The sequence below is a fragment of the Paenibacillus sp. JMULE4 genome (assembly GCF_013337105.1).
Taxonomy (GTDB): domain Bacteria; phylum Bacillota; class Bacilli; order Paenibacillales; family NBRC-103111; genus Paenibacillus_G; species Paenibacillus_G naphthalenovorans.
Window position 1 is genome coordinate 43,523 of record NZ_SGWF01000017.1, and the last position, 16,346, is coordinate 59,868.

Here is a 16,346-nt window from a genome sequence, read left to right on the forward strand (position 1 = left end):
GGCTGTTCCGGGTCTGGTTTGGGGAGGTGAATGACAAATGAATACATCAGCCTCGGAGCGGTGGATCCCTGTGCTCATGATCCTGCCCTCAGCTATAGCCATTGCTGTGTTTGTATATGGTTTTATCGCATGGACCGGCTACGTTTCGTTTACCGATTGGAATACACTGGTGAAGAACCTGAGCTTCGCGGGGCTGAAAAACTATTCATTTTTGTTTCAGGATTTCCGGTTTCAGTCAGATTTGCGCAATACGCTGGCGTTTACGATCTTGTTTATTACGGCGACGATGGGCATCGGACTTTTGCTGGCTCTCCTGATCGATCAGAAAATCAAAGCGGAGGTGCTGTTCCGCAACATTTTCATTTTCCCAATGGCGCTGTCGTTTGTTGTTACCGGCGTTGTCTGGCAGTGGCTGCTCAACCCGTCCACGGGCTTGAACCTGATTTTGCAGTCGTTGGGCGTAACGAATGTGCCGGATTGGTATATCAGCACCAGGATCGTACCAGCGATTTCCATTGGACAAATCGAATTCGGCCTGCCGCTTGCGCTTATTGCCGTCGCCATTGCTACGGTCTGGCAGATGTCCGGATTCACGATGGCGATGTATTTGGCGGGGCTGCGCGCAATCCCGGACGACTTAAGGGAGGCGGCTCGGGTAGACGGGGCAAAGGAACGGGAAATCTGGTTTCAGATCATTCTGCCTCAATTGAAGCCGATTACGGTAAGCGTCATCATTATTCTAGGGCATATTTCGCTCAAAATCTTCGATCTCGTCTATGCGATGACCGGACCGGGCGCGATGTTCGTTACGGATGTGCCTGGCGTATATATGTTTGAGACGACGTTCCGGGGCAATCATTACGCCCAGGGCGCAGCCATATCGATGATTATGCTTGTGCTGGTGTCGCTGCTCATTGTACCTTACCTGATGGCCAGTATGCGAAAGGAGGAGTCGGCATGACGACCGCTCTGAACGCGAGACGCTGGGGGCTGTATATGCTGCTCGTTCTGCTGGCGCTCTTTTATCTGCTTCCGGTGTATGTGATGGTCACCACCAGCATCAAAGGAATGGACGAGATTACGCTCGACCAGATGTGGAAGCTTCCTTCCGGGGTTTACTTTGAGGGATATCGCGAAGCATTCAGCAAGCTGGCGCCGAATCTGTGGAACAGCCTGCTGCTCGCCGTGCCTGCCACGGTGCTCTCTGCACTGCTCGGAGCGCTGAACGGCTATGTGTTGAGCAAATGGAAGTTCCGCGGCAGCGACACATTGTTTACACTGATGCTGTTCGGGATGTTCATCCCGTATCAAAGTATTCTGATTCCGCTCATTCAATTTCTGCAGACGATCGGCCTGTACAACTCGATTCCCGGTCTGGTTTTGGTGCATGTCGTATACGGCCTGCCGATTTGTACACTCATCCTGAGGAACTTCTACGCGGGCATTCCGACCGAGCTCCTTGAAGCGGCTAAAATCGACGGCAACGGATTTTTCGGTATTTTCCGCTACATCATATTTCCGCTTTCCATTACAGGATTTGTGGTCGTTGGCATTTGGCAGTTCACCAACATCTGGAATGAGTTTCTGTTTGCAGTTTCGCTTACGACCCAAAAGCAGCAGCCGATCATGGTCGCTCTGCAGAATCTGTCCGGCAGTCAGGTGGTGCAGTGGAACGTCCAAATGGCCGGCGCACTTTTGGCCGCTCTGCCGACCCTGCTGGTTTACGTGTTTCTTGGCAAATATTTCATCCGCGGCTTACTCGCGGGATCAATCAAAGGCTAAAAGAGAAATGCCCGCAGAGCACTTGCTGCCTATGCTCTGCGGGCATTTTGCTTATTTCACCTGAAACGAGCTTTTCAGCGATACGATTCGGTTGAATACCAGCTTATCGGTTGTCGTATGTTTCGGGTCTACATTGAAGTAGCCGTGGCGGAACATCTGGAACTTATCATAAGGCTTCGCGTTTTTCATGTTGTCCTCCACATAACCGTGGAGGATCTCCAATGAATTCGGGTTCACCTTGTCAAGGAATGATTCGCTCTCTTCCATGTTGTCGTCGAGAATAAGCGGCTCATACAAACGGAATTCCGCCGGCTTAGCGCTTGTAGCCTCAACCCAGTGGATCGTCCCCTTCACCTTGCGGCCGGTAAACCCGCTGCCGCTTTTGGTCTCGGGATCGTAGGTACAGCGCAGCTCAACCACGTTGCCGTCGGCATCCTTGATCACTTCTTCGCACTTGATGAAGTAAGCGTGCTTCAGGCGTACTTCATTGCCGGGGAACAGACGGTGATACCCCTTCGGCGGCTCCTCCATGAAGTCGTCCCGCTCGATGTAAATCTCACGGGAGAACGGGATCTGGCGCGTCCCCATCGCTTCGTTCTCCGGGTTGATCTCTGCATCCAGCATCTCCACTTGACCTTCCGGATAGTTGGTGATGACGACTTTTAACGGCTGCAGCACGGCCATCGTGCGCGGCGCCTTCAGCTTCAGGTCCTCACGGATAAAATGCTCTAGCAGTTTATCGTCCACCACGCTGTTGTTCGTCTTGACCACGCCGACTTCGCGGCATAACTCACGAATCGCCTCCGGTGTATAACCTTTGCGGCGCAGGCCGGAAATCGTCGGCATCCGGGGGTCGTCCCAGCCGTCCACGAGCTTCTCGTCCACAAGCTGCTTGAGCTTTCTTTTGCTCATGACGGTATTGGTCAGATTCAACCGGCCGAATTCATATTGTTGAGGCACACATTCCATTTCACATTCACGGACGACCCAATCATACAAGGGGCGATGGTCGGCAAACTCCATTGTGCAGATGGAATGAGTGACGCCCTCGATCGCATCCTCCAGCGGATGGGCATAATCGTACATCGGATAAATGCACCACTTGTCACCGGTGTTGTGATGATGAGCGTGCGAAATCCGGTACAGCACCGGGTCCCTCATGTTGATATTCGGCGAGGCCATGTCGATTTTGGCGCGGAGCACCTTCTCGCCGTTCTGGAATTCGCCCTTGCGCATCCGCTCGAACAGGTCGAGATTTTCCTCCACGCTGCGGTTCCGGTACGGGCTTTCTTTGCCGGGCTCGGTGAGCGTGCCGCGGGTTTCGCGGATTTGCTCGGCCGTCAGGTCGCATACATACGCCTTGCCCTTACGGATCAGCAGGACGGCGCGATTGTACATTTCTTCGAAAAAATCGGAGGCGAAAAACAACTTCTCCCAGTCAAAGCCGAGCCACTTTACATCTTCTTTGATCGATTCGACATACTCCGTATCTTCCTTCAGCGGATTCGTATCGTCAAAGCGCAGATGCGTCCTGCCGCCGAATTCGTCCGCCAGCTCGAAATTCAAGCAGATCGATTTGGCGTGTCCGATATGCAGATAGCCGTTGGGCTCCGGAGGAAACCGGGTCACGATTTCTTTTACTCTCCCCGCCTTTAAGTCTTCGGCCATAATCGTTTTAATATAATTGGAGGATGAAGCAGATACAGGTTTTGTTGTTTCCACAGATATCAACCTTTCTAACATGAATAACTGCAAAAATCTATTAACATCTATAATACACAAAATGAACCGCAATTATAATGGTTTTTAAGCACGAATCTATGAATTTAGGGTGCGGCAGACATATAGGGCGGCGAATTTGTACAATGACTTCAGGCCTCCCGGCCTTTCTTGCACACGCGGCTTTTGCGGTAAAGCAGCCGTCAAAATGGTGTACCTGTATGGAAATGGACTCGTCTGCTTGGCTCATGGACCGGCTTCGCAAGCTTGTGACCCGGACAAGGACAAGATACAATAACGATAACGGATTTGGAGGTGAGCGAATGATTCGAATCGGACTTGCCGGCTGGGGGGATCATGATGAGCTTTACGAACGGAGTGTCGGGGCAAGGGATAAATTGAAGGTATACAGCCGTTATTTTTCCGTGGTGGAGGTGGACAGCTCCTTTTATGCCATACAGTCGGAAAGCACCTACGAACGGTGGGTAAACGATACCCCGTCCGATTTTTCGTTTGTTATCAAGGCCTATCAAGGCATGACCGGCCATCTTCGCGGTCCGAGCCGATTCTCCGACTCGAAGACGATGTTCGAAGCGTTCTGCAGCTCGATCCGTCCCGTGCAAGAGTCGGGCAAGCTGAAAGCGGTGCTGTTCCAGTATCCGCCATGGTTCGACTGCACGAGGATGAACGTGGAGCAGCTCCGGGAAACAAGAAAGCGGATGGATGACCTGCCCGTTGCTTTGGAATTCCGTCATCAAAGCTGGTTTTACGACGATATGAAGGAGAAAACCTTGTCCTTTATGGAGCGGGAGGGCTGGATTCACAGCATTTGTGACGAACCGCAGGCGGGGGTCGGATCTGTTCCGACCGTGTTGCATCCTACTGATCCGAATCTCACCATCGTCCGTATGCATGGCCGCAACGCAGAAGGCTGGAACCAGGGAGGCAGCCCCAATTGGCGGGAGGTGCGCTACTTATACCGGTACAATGAGGCGGAGCTGCTGGAGTGGAAAGGCCATTTGGAGCGGCTGCAGCAGCAGACGGCCGAGGTGTGCGTCATCTTCAACAACAACTCGGGAGGAGACGCGGCACACAATGCAGCCCAATTGATGAGACTGCTGGATCAGCCGACGAAACCGTTTGCGCCTCAGCAATTGGACTTGTTCTGAATCATTTCGCGCCTGACTCACCCCGTTGTCGCTGGATGCCGGACGCGAAATGTTACGATTGACAAATCAGGGAAGCAGATTCATAATGAACATATGAATAATTGTTCATATATAAGTAAAACAAACCCATGTTATGGCATATAATAATAGAACTTGCTGATTTGCGCAGTCAGGGGGAATGCATCTTGTCTCAATCAAGCAGTCATCATCACGGACACCATCACCAACACGATCACCATGACCACCACGGCCATCATCACCATCACCATCGTCATGATCATGCCCGCGATGGCAATAAGAAAGGGCTCATCCTCGCCTTGATCATTACCACGAGCATCATGCTTCTCGAGTTTTTCGGAGGGCTTGTGACGGGAAGTCTGGCGCTGCTCTCCGACGCCGGCCATATGCTGAGCGATGCGGGATCGCTGCTTCTCAGTCTGGTAGCGATCAGCTTTGCGGCGAGACCGGCCACCTCCGGCAAAACCTATGGCTTTTACCGGGTCGAGATTCTAGCGGCGCTGTTCAATGGCGTGACATTGTTCGTTATTGCCTTTTTTATTATACAAGAAGCCTATGGCCGATTTTTGGCCCCTCCTGAAATCGCCAGCGGATCGATGATGCTGATCGCCTCCGCGGGCCTGGCCGCCAACCTGCTGAGTGCCTGGGCCTTGATGCGTAAAGGCGACGTCCGCAACAACGTCAATCTGCGCAGCGCGTATCTGCACGTGATCGGAGACGCCTTGGGCTCTGTAGGCGCCATGGCCGCGGGGTTGGTGATGCTGCTGTTCGGCTGGTATGTAGCTGATCCGATCATCAGCGTGCTGGTCGCGCTGCTGATTTTGAAGAGCGCATGGGGAGTCATTCGGCATGCGGTTCACATTCTAATGGAAGGGGCGCCTGCCCGTTTGAATTCGAAAGAGGTACAAAAGACCTTGGAGACCATAGACGGCGTGATCGATGTGCACGACCTGCATATATGGACCATTACCTCCGGGCTGGATTCACTAAGCTGCCATCTGCGTATCGAGGACGGCCGGGACAGCCAGCACATTCTGCAAAGCGCGATACAAATCATTGCATCCCGATTCCATATTCATCATACGACCATACAAGTAGAGGCTTCAGGAATTCTTCATGAGAGATGCGAGTATGAAAAAGGGGGAGGCCACTGATGGCCCGTGAATTCGACGTCTTTGTGGTTGGTTAGGGTCAGGCATGACCTTTGAAAGGCCGGAGATCGCTCCACCGCCAAGACCAACCATGGCCTTTTTCCGTAAGCGGGTGATCTTATCGACGGGACCTTTTCTTAAGCCGTTCATTCCGGCATTCGCCGCATGCCGCCAAGGGTATATTTTTCAAGTACATACTTCCTCCTGACGAACCCTGCCCAACTTCGGGAAAAGGCTTCTTCATTCGCATAAATTTCACCGTTTCTTCCCACATTAACACCAACCCGATGCGACCGTTCCTTAAGACCCGGTTGCAGGAACTGAGGGAGAAAGGAGGACCCGCGAATGTCCCGTTACGATTCCAGCTTGCAGTCGCAAAATCCGATTTCGCAAGCACAAAACTCGGTGGAGAAGGCGCATAATGCCGTAAAGCAGGCAGAGTCGCATCCGTCCGGGCAGATGATTGAACAGGCCGAAACAGCCGTGGAGAAGGCGCAACGGTCGATCGAGCAGGCGTCGCTCAGCCATAATCAAGAGCCGGTACAGCTGGCCGCCGACATGCTGGCTGAGGATGAAAGCTCTTTGCACAGTTTGAAGCCAATAGAGGAGTAGCCGATGAAGCCGGGAACCGCCCGGCTTTTTCTTTTACTTCATGCTCATAGGTCAGCTGCGGTTATCTCTGATCCGGACGTATGTACCCATTACTTCCAGGTTGTGCGGATGGCCTGTACAAGCTTTGGCGGTATCGTGTGTTTCATCGCTTTTCCGGCACCTTCTATGCTACAATGACAGTAATTGGAATAGGCTGGAGTCCTGACGGGCACACCTTGTCTATATTAATCTCCGACGAAGCGTGTTGTCTTTTATGATTATTCTCCTGCGGATGGTCGAATTTCCAGCTGCTGCACGTGGGTCACGGAGGAGCAGCTCGCCGAACAGCCTCATGCCGCAGGGTATTTCGCTTCAAACTCGGAGTGAAAGGGAGACCAACATTCTGTTATGGCGGATCATCTAGCGAAACCGTCGGAAGAGGAAAAAGCTTGCGGGAAACGGCAGCGGTGGATCGAACTCGTCGAATCGGAGCTTTTGCCCGGGCTGACGCTGACCAGCGAGCAGCCGCACAATCCGGTTGTCGTCCACAGGTACCCGAAGCCGTGGCGGCTGGTCGGGGCGGGGAATTATGCAGGGGTGTTTGCGCACCCCTCATATCCTGACCGCGTGGTGAAGGTGTATGCACCGGGACGTGAAGGCCTGGAAGAGGAAGCGGAGGTGTACAGGCGGCTTGGAAAACATCCGGCGTTCTCCGAATGCTTACACGTGGGAGATGTCTATCTGGTGCTTCGCCGGTTGAGCGGCGTTACGCTGTATGATTGCGTCCGGCGCGCCATCCCGATTCCACGGCAGGTGATTGAAGATATCGACGACGCTTTGGCGTATGCCGTACAGAAGGGGCTCTATCCGCACGATGTCCACGGCAAGAATGTCATGATGAAAGACGGCCGGGGTATCGTGGTGGATGTCTCGGATTTTTTGCGCAAGGAGCCTTGTTCCATGTGGAACGACCTAAAAAAGGCATACGATCTGTTGTACATTCCGCCGCTTCGCCGGGTGCCGATTCCTGAATTCATATTAAACGCCGTCCGGATCGGATACCGGATGTGGAAAAAGCCGGCTCGTAATTAGGCGGACGAAACCGCGGCGGATTGGCCGCTTGTGAAATGACAATTTTCCTTTTTTGGCAGGAAAAACAAACTTGTCGGCGAAATGGTTAATGAGGCGCTGATACGGCATCCGTCAATGGACGGAAGACGGGTCATTCTAAAAAGCGGGGCCAAACGGTTCGTAACAACCGTATATGAAAGCCTGCTACATGAACATGCGGCGTTCCGCACAAGATAATACGTAGTACCGTTCGTAAGCATACCTTATGCTTGTGAAATTGAAAATTTCAAGGAGGATCCCCCCGATGTCCAAAAACTTAAACGAAGTGTTAAACACACAGATTGCGAACTGGAGCTTGCTGTATATCAAGCTGCACAATTACCATTGGTATGTCAAAGGCCCTCAGTTTTTCACGCTGCACGTAAAATTTGAGGAATTATATACCGAAGCTGCGCTGCATGTGGACAATCTGGCCGAGCGTCTGCTTGCGCTCAAGGGCCAGCCGGTAGCTACCATGCGTGAAATTTTGGAACTGGCGACCGTACACGAGGCAACGGGGAACGAGAATGCGGAGCAGATGGTCCGCGCTATCGCCAATGACTTCAACACGGTGGCCGCGGAGCTGAAGGAAGGAATGGCGATTGCCGAGGCGGCGGACGATGAAACGACAGGCGATATGCTGCTTGCCATTCACAGCTCGCTGGAAAAGCATACGTGGATGCTGGAATCGTTTTTGGGCAAATAAGGAGATCAAGCCAAGCGAACCTCTTCGGTCAGACGGGTTCGCTTTTTTGTGCTTCGTTTGGGTATAATGGAAACAAAAGGGATGGAGGGAAACTCATATGTTCGGACGATCATCGGTCATTTTCTTAGGATTAGCATGCGTGCTTGCTTTTAGCGGCTGCGATGCCGCCCGCCAAACCGCTCCTTCGCCGGTAAACGAAAATCCCGCTGCTCCAAACGATTCGGCATCATCTCCCATTCCGTATAAACAGGAAATTATCGCCACCGGATTGGATATCCCATGGGAGATTGAATTTGCACCGGACGGCCGTATCTTTTTTACGGAGCGCGGAGGTTCGTTGCGGCTGATCGATCAGGGAAAGCTCGTCGACGAGCCGGTGTTCCGCTTTGACGACAAGCTGTACACCCAAGGGGAAGCGGGACTGCTCGGACTTGCGCTGGACCCGAAATTTAACGAGAACCATTATATGTATGTCTATCACACGTACATGAATGGAAATCAACCGCTCAACCGGGTTGTCCGGCTGAAGGAGAGCGGAGGCAAAGCGACTCTCGACAAGGTGCTGCTGGACGGCATGCCGGGCAACCGGATTCATGACGGCGGACGCATTAAATTTGGGCCGGACGGATTACTATATGTGACGAACGGAGATGCTGCCTCCCCATCCGTGGCGCAGGATATTGGTGTACTCGCGGGCAAAATCCTCCGTATTCACCCTGACGGTTCAATTCCGGCGGACAATCCGTTCCCGGGCTCGCCGGTGTACAGTTTCGGTCACCGCAACCCGCAAGGTCTGGCGTGGCATCCGGAGACAGGACAGCTGTACAGCTCGGAGCACGGACAATCGGCGCACGATGAGATCAATCGGATTGAGCCGGGTGCCAATTACGGATGGCCATTGGTTCAAGGCGATGAAACCGAGGCAAAGCCGGACAACAACCATACGGACAAGGCAGGTCCCGGACCGCTGATGAAGCCCATACTGCACAGCCATACCGTCACTTGGGCGCCGTCAGGTATGACGTTTATCAGTCAAGGGCCTTGGAAAGGCCATTTGCTTGTTGCGAATCTTCGCGGCACGCAGGTGCTGCATGTGGTTCTGACGGAGGATGGCAAGGGCGTGCATGCCTCGGATGCTTTGCTCAAAGGGGAGTTTGGGCGCATTCGCACAGTAACCGAAGCGCCGGACGGTTCAATCTATATTTTGACCAATAACCGCGATGGCCGAGGGAATCCGAAGGACGACGATGATAAAATCGTTCGCTTCATTCCCGCTTTCAATAAATAAACGGATGAGGATTGTGACTTAACCATGCAAGAAGAGCTGTTGGAGCTAATCAAAAGATTGCTGGGTGAACGCTTGCTGATTCAAGCGACGCTCAGCCAGGTGCGCCGCCGCGACCCGAGCGGTAACGGGTGCACGAAGGTGACGGTCAAGCCGGTGGAGCTAAAAGGTGAGCTGAACTACCAGTTCAGCTCATTTTGCGGTCCGAAGGTGTTTCATGACAACCTGCGCCCGGAAGAAGCGGAAGCAAGGTTTGCCGAGCTGTTCGCGGAGCAATTCCGCCAAGGGCTTCTGCAGACCGGGGAGGCGGATTACCAGGTGCTGATCAGCAAAAAAGGCAAGACCGGCATTCTGAAGAAACCGCCGACCAAGCAAGCGGTCGCAGCCATCACCCATAACCGGAAAAAGAATTATGTCATCGAAGAAGGGGAGCCCGTTCCCTTTCTTGTCGAGCTTGGCATCATGAATGCAGAGGGAAAGGTGTTGGCGAAGAAATACGATAAATTCCGTCAAATCAACCGTTTTCTGGAGATGATTGCTGACGTACTGCCTCATCTGCCGCAAGGGAGGACCTTGCATATGGTGGACTTCGGCTGCGGCAAATCGTATTTGACCTTCGCTCTCTACCATTACTTGAAGGTGATGCAGGGGATCGATCTGCGGGTTGTTGGCCTGGATCTTAAAGAAGATGTCATCAGCAGCTGCAGCGCGCTTGCCCAACGGCTCAGCTATGACGGCTTGCGGTTTTTGGTAGGCGACATCGCCCAATATGACGGGCTGCAGCAGGTGGATATGGTGGTGACGCTGCATGCCTGCGATACGGCGACCGATGCGGCGCTGGAGAAGGCGGTCCGCTGGGGCGCTTCGGTGATTTTGTCGGTGCCCTGCTGCCAGCATGAGCTGTTCCGGCAGGTCCGCAGCGAGGTGCTGGGGCCGCTGCTTCAGCACGGAATCTTGAAGGAACGTTTCTCGGCGCTGGCTACGGATGCGATTCGCGCCAAGCTGCTGGAGCTTCTCGGCTACCGGACACAGCTGCTTGAGTTTATCGATATGGAACACACGCCGAAAAATATTCTCATTCGCGCGGTCCGCAGCGAGAAGCCGCTGCCGCCTGCGGAGCAGGCCAAGCTGGCGGAGAGCTATATCGCCTTCCGCAACTTTCTTCAGGCGGATCTTTATTTGGAGCGTGCGATGAAGCCGGAGCTGGCAGCCTTGCTGAAGTCATAGCCGGGTGGGCGGAGAAAAGGATCATCCGCTTCCGGCTGCTTGTGTTACAATAAGACAATCCTACAAAGCATTCATTCAAGAATGCATAAAATCGAGGTGCCGGGTTTTGGGGTATTTATTGCTGCTGCTGGCGACGCTGTCATGGAGCTTTGTCGGCATTTTGGTTAAATCAACGACCGGTTTTGTGGATAGTACAACCATTGCCTTTGCCCGGTTTGCGTTTGGCATTGTGTTTTTGGGAGGTCTGCTGCTCCTGAAGGACCGCGCCTTGAAGCTGAGATTTAACATGAAGTGGATATGGATCGGGGCGGCAGGGAAATGCTGCAATTATTTATTTGAAAATATCGCCTTATCGATCGGTTATTCTTACGGCAATATTCTGATCGGACCGATTCAGACGGTCATTTTGCTGGTGCTGTCGGCTTTCTGGTTTAAGGAACACGTATCGGTCAGAGGGTGGATCGCCGCGGCGCTTTGTATTGTCGGCGTCCTGCTGATCAGCTGGAACGGCCTCTCGTTATCCGAATTGCTCCAAGGCGGGATGGTGACCTCGCTGTTGTATGGGCTTGCTGCTCTCGGTACGGCGTTTCACGTGCTGAGCCAGAAGGTGCTGATCAAGGAGATGGATGCAGGGAATATGAATTTCTCCGTCTTTCTGGTGTGCACGGTTCTGCTGGCGCTTCCGCTGCCCTGGACCTTTTCCTGGTCAGGCGAATTCAGCGTTTACGGCCTGCTGGCTCTGGTGCTGCTTGGGGTCATTACAGGGCTTGGCTTCTATTGGTTCTCACTCGCGCTCAAGCTGGTTTCTTTCCCCATTGCGGTCATCGTCAGCAACAGCTGGGTGCTCTTTTCGATTTTGTGGGCCTATTTGTTTTACCATGATCCGATTACGATCTATGTGATCGGCGGCGGAGGACTTTTTGTCGCCGGGCTGGTGCTGCTGAATTTGCCTCTTCGTTCGGCGGTGGAACGCCAGATATCCAGGAAAATGGCGGGGCCAAGCGGAGGGGCGGATGTAAGATGAAGGAGACTAATCAGCCTCGGGGGCCGCTTTTGACGGGATTTCCCCCGGTGGCCGATGAACGGTGCCGAATCCTGATACTCGGTTCCATGCCGGGGAAGGCGTCGCTTGACGTGGGGCAGTATTACGGGCATCCGCGCAATCATTTTTGGAGGCTTCTCTATGCGCTGCTGGACGGTGGCGCCCCGGAGCCTTCTTATGAGGCCAGGATTCGGTTCGCTTTATCGCGCCGGGTGGCGCTTTGGGACGTGCTGCGGTCATGCGAGCGCCAAGGCAGTCTTGATGCGGCGATCCGTCGGCCGGAAGCTAACGATTTTGAACGTTTTTATCAGCGCTGCCCGTATATTCGATTTGTTTTCTTTAACGGGAGCGCTTCGGAGCAGTTGTATCGGCGTTATGTGAAGCCTGTGGAGAAGGACGCCGCGCTTCGGTGCTACAGGCTGCTGCCGTCGTCGAGTCCGGCCCGGGCAATGATGTTCAGCGCCAAGCTGGAGGCGTGGCAGCCGCTTCGGGAGGCTTGGTTAAGTGGAGCGGAAGGATAAAAGCAGGACGAACACCCGGATCGGCTATCCCACCCGGGTGTTCGACGCTTATTCTTTTTCTTTTTGCGTGGCGCCGATCAAATTTTTCGTGGTTTTGACGTTCTCTACCGTATCGTTCACAAATTCCATGCTTTGATTTTCTGCTTCCGTAGATGCCGTTCCCTCATAGTTGCCTTGATGCTTTTTGTTCTCCGACATGCGAGCGTCCTCCTTTCGCTTACCTGCTGCTGATTTCATGATTTAACGTGCTCCTCAATCTGGGAAAATATACTTCGGACCCGGTATCCCTTCCTTCCCGCATGGGAAAAAGGCTTCACGGGATACTAATCCGGGACTTCGGTAAGGAGGTAGAAGACAATGGCGCGCGATAACATCCGGGTGCCTTTCGGTTACGAGCCGCCTGATCCGCGGAATAAGGAACGAGGAAGTCTTTGGGTATACGATAGTTTCGAGGAATTTACGGAGCGGGATCTGGAGAAGGTTTGGGAGCTGGCCGACCGGCGAAACCTGGCCAAGACCGTATTTTACCCTCTTCATGAAGAGACGCTCCGCAGAATGGTCAAAGGCGCCTTTACGCCATACTATCGCAGGGTGGATGCGCTCCAGGCCTTGCTTGATGCCGCCGGGACCGATCTGGATTATGTGATCGAGCGGTTTGAAAACAAACGTAAAAAATACACTCCGGTCGACACAGCCTTCCGTTTCCTCGAAGATAAATACGATGGGCCTTTCTTCGTATATGTTACTGGCGACACGGCGAATTTGCTGGCCTCTTATGATTCATTCGAAGCCTGGATCAGAAAGCTCCGCCTCTTGATATCTGGTAAGGAAGTCGGAGGAATCCACCCGCGTTTGCTCCAGTACGAGCATCGCTGGGAATGGGTGTAAACGGATGGCCTGAAAATTGGCGGAACATGCGAACCTTATGGTGACTCTTCAACAATGACATCGAGCGGTAATGGGTTTTATGAGGCCATTTTGAAGCAGGAGGGGGAACCATGGGGGGAAGAAAAAAAATCGCATGGATGGTGATCGCCGGTTTGCTGATCATCAGCTTGATCAGCGGCGCGGCTTGGATCGGTGACCAGCCGGTTTCGGCGGAAATTTCGGAGCAGATCAAGGGCCAATTCGTTTGTCTGGACGAAGGAAACCGTAGAATCACTGTGGCCTATGAGGACATGGAGAGAACGTATCCGCTTGCAGCGGATGTGTGGGTATACCGGAATTCGCAAAAGGCGACGTTGGCGGAACTGAAGCAGGGCGATACACTGGACATCATCTTTAACAGTAAAAATCAAGCGGCTTATATCAAAGCGGCGGATCAAAGCACGGATGCAGAAGCGGCTCCTGCCGTGCCTGCTGATGCCGGTCCGGCTCCGTCCGCACAAGCAGCACCTTCGGTGGAAGCAGCTTCGCCTGCGGAAACAAAACCTGACAGTAGCGGGGGGGCTGCGCCTTCATCGGATGTGAACGCCGGTGTCTCTGCCGTGCCGCCGGCTGCTCAGCCTTCTGCAGGCAGCACACACGTTCCAATGGAGCAGGATCTCTATGCTTGGCCGTGGAAAGAGCTGGAGCTTGAACTGAAAAGCAAGGAGCTGGAGCTCAAGCTGGAGCACGAGCCGAAGGGCAAAGAAGCAGAAGCGGAACTGCAGATCAAAATGAAGGATCGCTCGGTGATCCGCATGAAAGGCGCGGAGGCAGAGCACGTGCTGTTGATGTTGATGCAGGGGCTGCCCGAGGATAAAGCCGCTTGGGAGCAGGCGCTGAAGCAGCGTTTAGCAGCGGAGTTCAAGCTGCGGGATGTCTCTTCCGCCAAATGGAAGCTGGATATTCAATGGAAAGACGATACCGGTGCCGTGAAAATCTCTCCGGCCGAACATCCGAAATCGGAGCTCAAAGGCAAAGGAAAGGAGAAGGAGCACAACAAGGGAAAAGGGCATGACAAAGACCGCGGCAAGCACGATGACGACGATGATGACCACGACGACGATTAAAAGGTCAACATGCCTTCATCAGACACGTAGAAGGATCTGACGCTGTTCCGTCAGGTCCTTTTTTTGGTACGCCCAGCATGGGCGTCATCTTTAGGGTGAGAGTCCCGAACGGGGGCTGGCGAGCGCCTACCGTAGCTGAGGGCAAGACCCTCTATGTCACGCCCCCTCCTACTCGATTGAATGATTACTCTTCGGGCGTACGGTCAAGATACAACCGAATGACCGAGGTGGAATCCCCATGCTCGATTTCCTCGCGGGAAGCTTTCTCCTCCAAAGGATCGTGAGTGTTTAAGCCCGGCGCAATGGTCGGTTCGTTATGTCTGTGTTCCGGCGTTATACGGGATTTGCGGCTTTCAGGCATGAGAATCTCCCTCTTCCGACTTGGAATAAGCGATCAGGGTAATGGCTTGTCCGGTCAGCCCGGAAAGCTTGGACTCGGCCTCCTGAATGATGCTGACCGTCTCCGATTCCGATGGTTTCGGCAAACGGGCGACTTGATAAGATTTGGTTTCGATTTTCATCGTCAAGCTCCTTCTATCGGCATTCGGATAATGTGAACTTTTCTTATCCTCTCCGATGGGAGAGTCATTCATGCATTGGTAGATCGGACCCGGGAGCTGTGATATATTGGAAGTACTGCAAAAATCGAAGGAACGGAAGGGTGGGGAAATCCGATGAGCCTCCAATGGAACCGCATGGCCGTGATGACCAGCATAGTGCTCGCCGTGCTGATTTCATCGATAGATACGACCATTATGAATACGACGATGCCGTTAATCGCCGAAGAGCTTGGAAATGTAAAGCTGTATGCGTGGAGCTTCGCTTCCTATATGATTATCTGTACGATCGTAACGCCGCTCAGCGGACGGATCTCCGATATATTCGGGAGGAAAAAAGTACTGGCCGTTGGGATCTTAATCTTTTTGGTAGGCTCCATCCTGTGCGGAATGGCATCCTCCATGCTGGAGTTGGTTCTGTACCGCGGCGTCCAAGGGCTGGGGGCCGGAGCGATGATTGCCTTTCCGGCTATCATTGCGGGCGATTTGTTCTCAGTGGAAGCGCGGGGCAAAATCCAGGCGCTTTTTACAGGGATGTGGGGATTATCGGCTGTATTGGCGCCCCTCCTGGGCAGTTTGTTTATCGAGCGATTAACATGGCGCTGGATTTTCTATATCAACATCCCGATTTGTCTGGCCTCTTTATTGCTGCTGATTCCATATCGGGAAGTATACCAGGCCCGCAAAAGCACAATCAATTATACAGGATCGCTTTTGTTCGGGTTGGGGATCGGACTTCTCCTTCTCAACACGGTGGTTGCGGAAGGCTATCTGCTGTATACCGTCCTGGGCCTGCTGTTCATGGCGCTTTTCATATGGAATGAGCGAAGGCATCCGTCCCCGATCGTACCGGTGGAGCTGATGCGAAACGGGACGGTAGCGTGGATGAATCTGAATGCCTTTTTGACCTGTGCAGCTTTATTCGGCGCTTCGAGCTACATTCCATATTATTTGCAGCACCAGGGATATTCGGTCTTTATGAGCGGGTTGGCGCTCATCGGCATGTCCGTTGGGTGGAGCCTCATGGGGGTGCCTGCAGGCAAATGGATACTGAAATTCGGCTACCGGCCGCTGCTCGTGATCGGGAATGCCCTTTTGGTTCTGTCGGGTCTGCTTTTGCTGTTTTTACCGGATCAGGGGGGCTTCTGGTTCGTTAATGGCGCCTTGCTGCTGCAGGGGATGGCCTTTGGCTTGCTGGTTACCGTTTCCGTCATCGGCTCCCAGCAGCTTGTCGATTCCCATCAGAAGGGAATTTCCACCTCGCTGCAGGTGTTTGCCCGTAATATCGGGACAGCGGCGGGAGTAACGATCATGGGGGCTCTCCTGACGAATGCTCCCGAATTTATGACCGGGATACACCGGCTGTTCCTTTATGGCTTCATTGTCGCGCTGGTCGCACTCGCTTCCACTCTTTTTCTGTTTATGAAGCACGAAAACAAAGGTATGCCTGCCAAAAAGCTCGGCGAACTCTAAG

At 53.3% G+C, this 16,346-nt stretch carries 18 protein-coding genes; 14 read left to right on the forward strand and 4 right to left on the reverse strand.

Going from position 1 to position 16,346, the window contains the following annotated elements; translation table 11 throughout:
* Positions 1-37 precede the first annotated feature (37 nt).
* A complete protein-coding gene (locus EXW96_RS19140) occupies positions 38-961 on the forward strand; it encodes a carbohydrate ABC transporter permease (protein WP_062410273.1) in 924 nt (307 codons plus the stop codon).
* Positions 958-1,782, forward strand: a complete 825-nt coding sequence (locus EXW96_RS19145) for a carbohydrate ABC transporter permease (protein WP_054817018.1) — start codon at positions 958-960, stop codon at positions 1,780-1,782. The genes EXW96_RS19140 and EXW96_RS19145 overlap by 4 nt, the downstream gene beginning before the upstream one ends.
* 51 nt (positions 1,783-1,833) lie before the next feature.
* On the opposite strand, the gene EXW96_RS19150 is transcribed toward EXW96_RS19145, so the two are convergent.
* A complete protein-coding gene (locus EXW96_RS19150; RefSeq protein ID WP_074728933.1) occupies positions 1,834-3,525 on the reverse strand; it encodes a glutamine--tRNA ligase/YqeY domain fusion protein in 1,692 nt (563 codons plus the stop codon).
* Positions 3,526-3,824: 299 nt separating this feature from the next.
* Here EXW96_RS19150 and EXW96_RS19155 point away from each other — a divergent pair, with 299 nt between their 5' ends.
* From EXW96_RS19155 to EXW96_RS19195, 9 genes are all read left to right on the forward strand, one after another.
* Positions 3,825-4,670 (forward strand): DUF72 domain-containing protein, encoded by an 846-nt coding sequence (locus EXW96_RS19155; RefSeq protein WP_062410274.1) that lies wholly within the window; start codon positions 3,825-3,827, stop codon positions 4,668-4,670.
* 185 nt (positions 4,671-4,855) lie between these two features.
* A complete protein-coding gene (locus EXW96_RS19160; protein ID WP_062410275.1) occupies positions 4,856-5,842 on the forward strand; it encodes a cation diffusion facilitator family transporter in 987 nt (328 codons plus the stop codon).
* A gap of 342 nt (positions 5,843-6,184) precedes the next feature.
* Positions 6,185-6,451, forward strand: a complete 267-nt coding sequence (locus EXW96_RS19165; RefSeq protein WP_174351190.1) for a hypothetical protein — start codon at positions 6,185-6,187, stop codon at positions 6,449-6,451.
* A gap of 387 nt (positions 6,452-6,838) precedes the next feature.
* Entirely contained in the window at positions 6,839-7,522 is a 684-nt protein-coding gene (locus EXW96_RS19170) for a serine/threonine protein kinase (protein WP_217437425.1), read from the forward strand.
* A gap of 283 nt (positions 7,523-7,805) precedes the next feature.
* The gene (locus tag EXW96_RS19175; RefSeq protein ID WP_054817020.1) at positions 7,806-8,246 is read left to right on the forward strand and encodes a Dps family protein; all 441 of its coding nucleotides are present in this window, start codon (positions 7,806-7,808) and stop codon (positions 8,244-8,246) included.
* A 97-nt stretch (positions 8,247-8,343) separates the two neighbouring features.
* Positions 8,344-9,534, forward strand: a complete 1,191-nt coding sequence (locus tag EXW96_RS19180; protein ID WP_174351191.1) for a PQQ-dependent sugar dehydrogenase — start codon at positions 8,344-8,346, stop codon at positions 9,532-9,534.
* 24 nt (positions 9,535-9,558) lie between these two features.
* On the forward strand, positions 9,559-10,758 hold the full coding sequence (locus tag EXW96_RS19185; protein ID WP_062410278.1) for a class I SAM-dependent methyltransferase: 1,200 nt from the start codon (positions 9,559-9,561) through the stop codon (positions 10,756-10,758).
* A gap of 106 nt (positions 10,759-10,864) precedes the next feature.
* Complete coding sequence (locus tag EXW96_RS19190; protein WP_174351192.1) at positions 10,865-11,782, forward strand: DMT family transporter; 918 nt, start codon at positions 10,865-10,867, stop codon at positions 11,780-11,782.
* Positions 11,779-12,321 (forward strand): DNA-deoxyinosine glycosylase, encoded by a 543-nt coding sequence (locus EXW96_RS19195; RefSeq protein WP_174351193.1) that lies wholly within the window; start codon positions 11,779-11,781, stop codon positions 12,319-12,321. The genes EXW96_RS19190 and EXW96_RS19195 overlap by 4 nt, the downstream gene beginning before the upstream one ends.
* A 48-nt stretch (positions 12,322-12,369) precedes the next feature.
* Here the strand turns inward: EXW96_RS19195 and EXW96_RS19200 are convergent, their stop codons facing one another.
* Positions 12,370-12,519, reverse strand: coding sequence for a hypothetical protein (locus EXW96_RS19200; protein ID WP_174351194.1), 150 nt, complete (start codon positions 12,517-12,519; stop codon positions 12,370-12,372).
* A 159-nt stretch (positions 12,520-12,678) separates the two neighbouring features.
* Between EXW96_RS19200 and EXW96_RS19205 the strand changes: the two genes are divergently transcribed.
* A complete protein-coding gene (locus tag EXW96_RS19205) occupies positions 12,679-13,209 on the forward strand; it encodes a hypothetical protein (RefSeq protein WP_174351195.1) in 531 nt (176 codons plus the stop codon).
* Between the two features lie 110 nt (positions 13,210-13,319).
* The gene (locus EXW96_RS19210; protein WP_174351196.1) at positions 13,320-14,315 is read left to right on the forward strand and encodes a hypothetical protein; all 996 of its coding nucleotides are present in this window, start codon (positions 13,320-13,322) and stop codon (positions 14,313-14,315) included.
* Between the two features lie 184 nt (positions 14,316-14,499).
* On the opposite strand, the gene EXW96_RS19215 is transcribed toward EXW96_RS19210, so the two are convergent.
* Together EXW96_RS19215 and EXW96_RS19220 are read right to left on the reverse strand one after the other, a co-directional pair.
* Positions 14,500-14,676 (reverse strand): hypothetical protein, encoded by a 177-nt coding sequence (locus EXW96_RS19215; RefSeq protein WP_171006006.1) that lies wholly within the window; start codon positions 14,674-14,676, stop codon positions 14,500-14,502.
* The gene (locus tag EXW96_RS19220; RefSeq protein WP_249929662.1) at positions 14,669-14,836 is read right to left on the reverse strand and encodes a hypothetical protein; all 168 of its coding nucleotides are present in this window, start codon (positions 14,834-14,836) and stop codon (positions 14,669-14,671) included. Before EXW96_RS19220 ends, EXW96_RS19215 begins: the two co-directional genes overlap by 8 nt.
* Positions 14,837-14,989: 153 nt before the next feature.
* Between EXW96_RS19220 and EXW96_RS19225 the strand changes: the two genes are divergently transcribed.
* A complete protein-coding gene (locus tag EXW96_RS19225) occupies positions 14,990-16,345 on the forward strand; it encodes an MFS transporter (protein WP_174351197.1) in 1,356 nt (451 codons plus the stop codon).
* Position 16,346 lies beyond the last annotated feature (1 nt).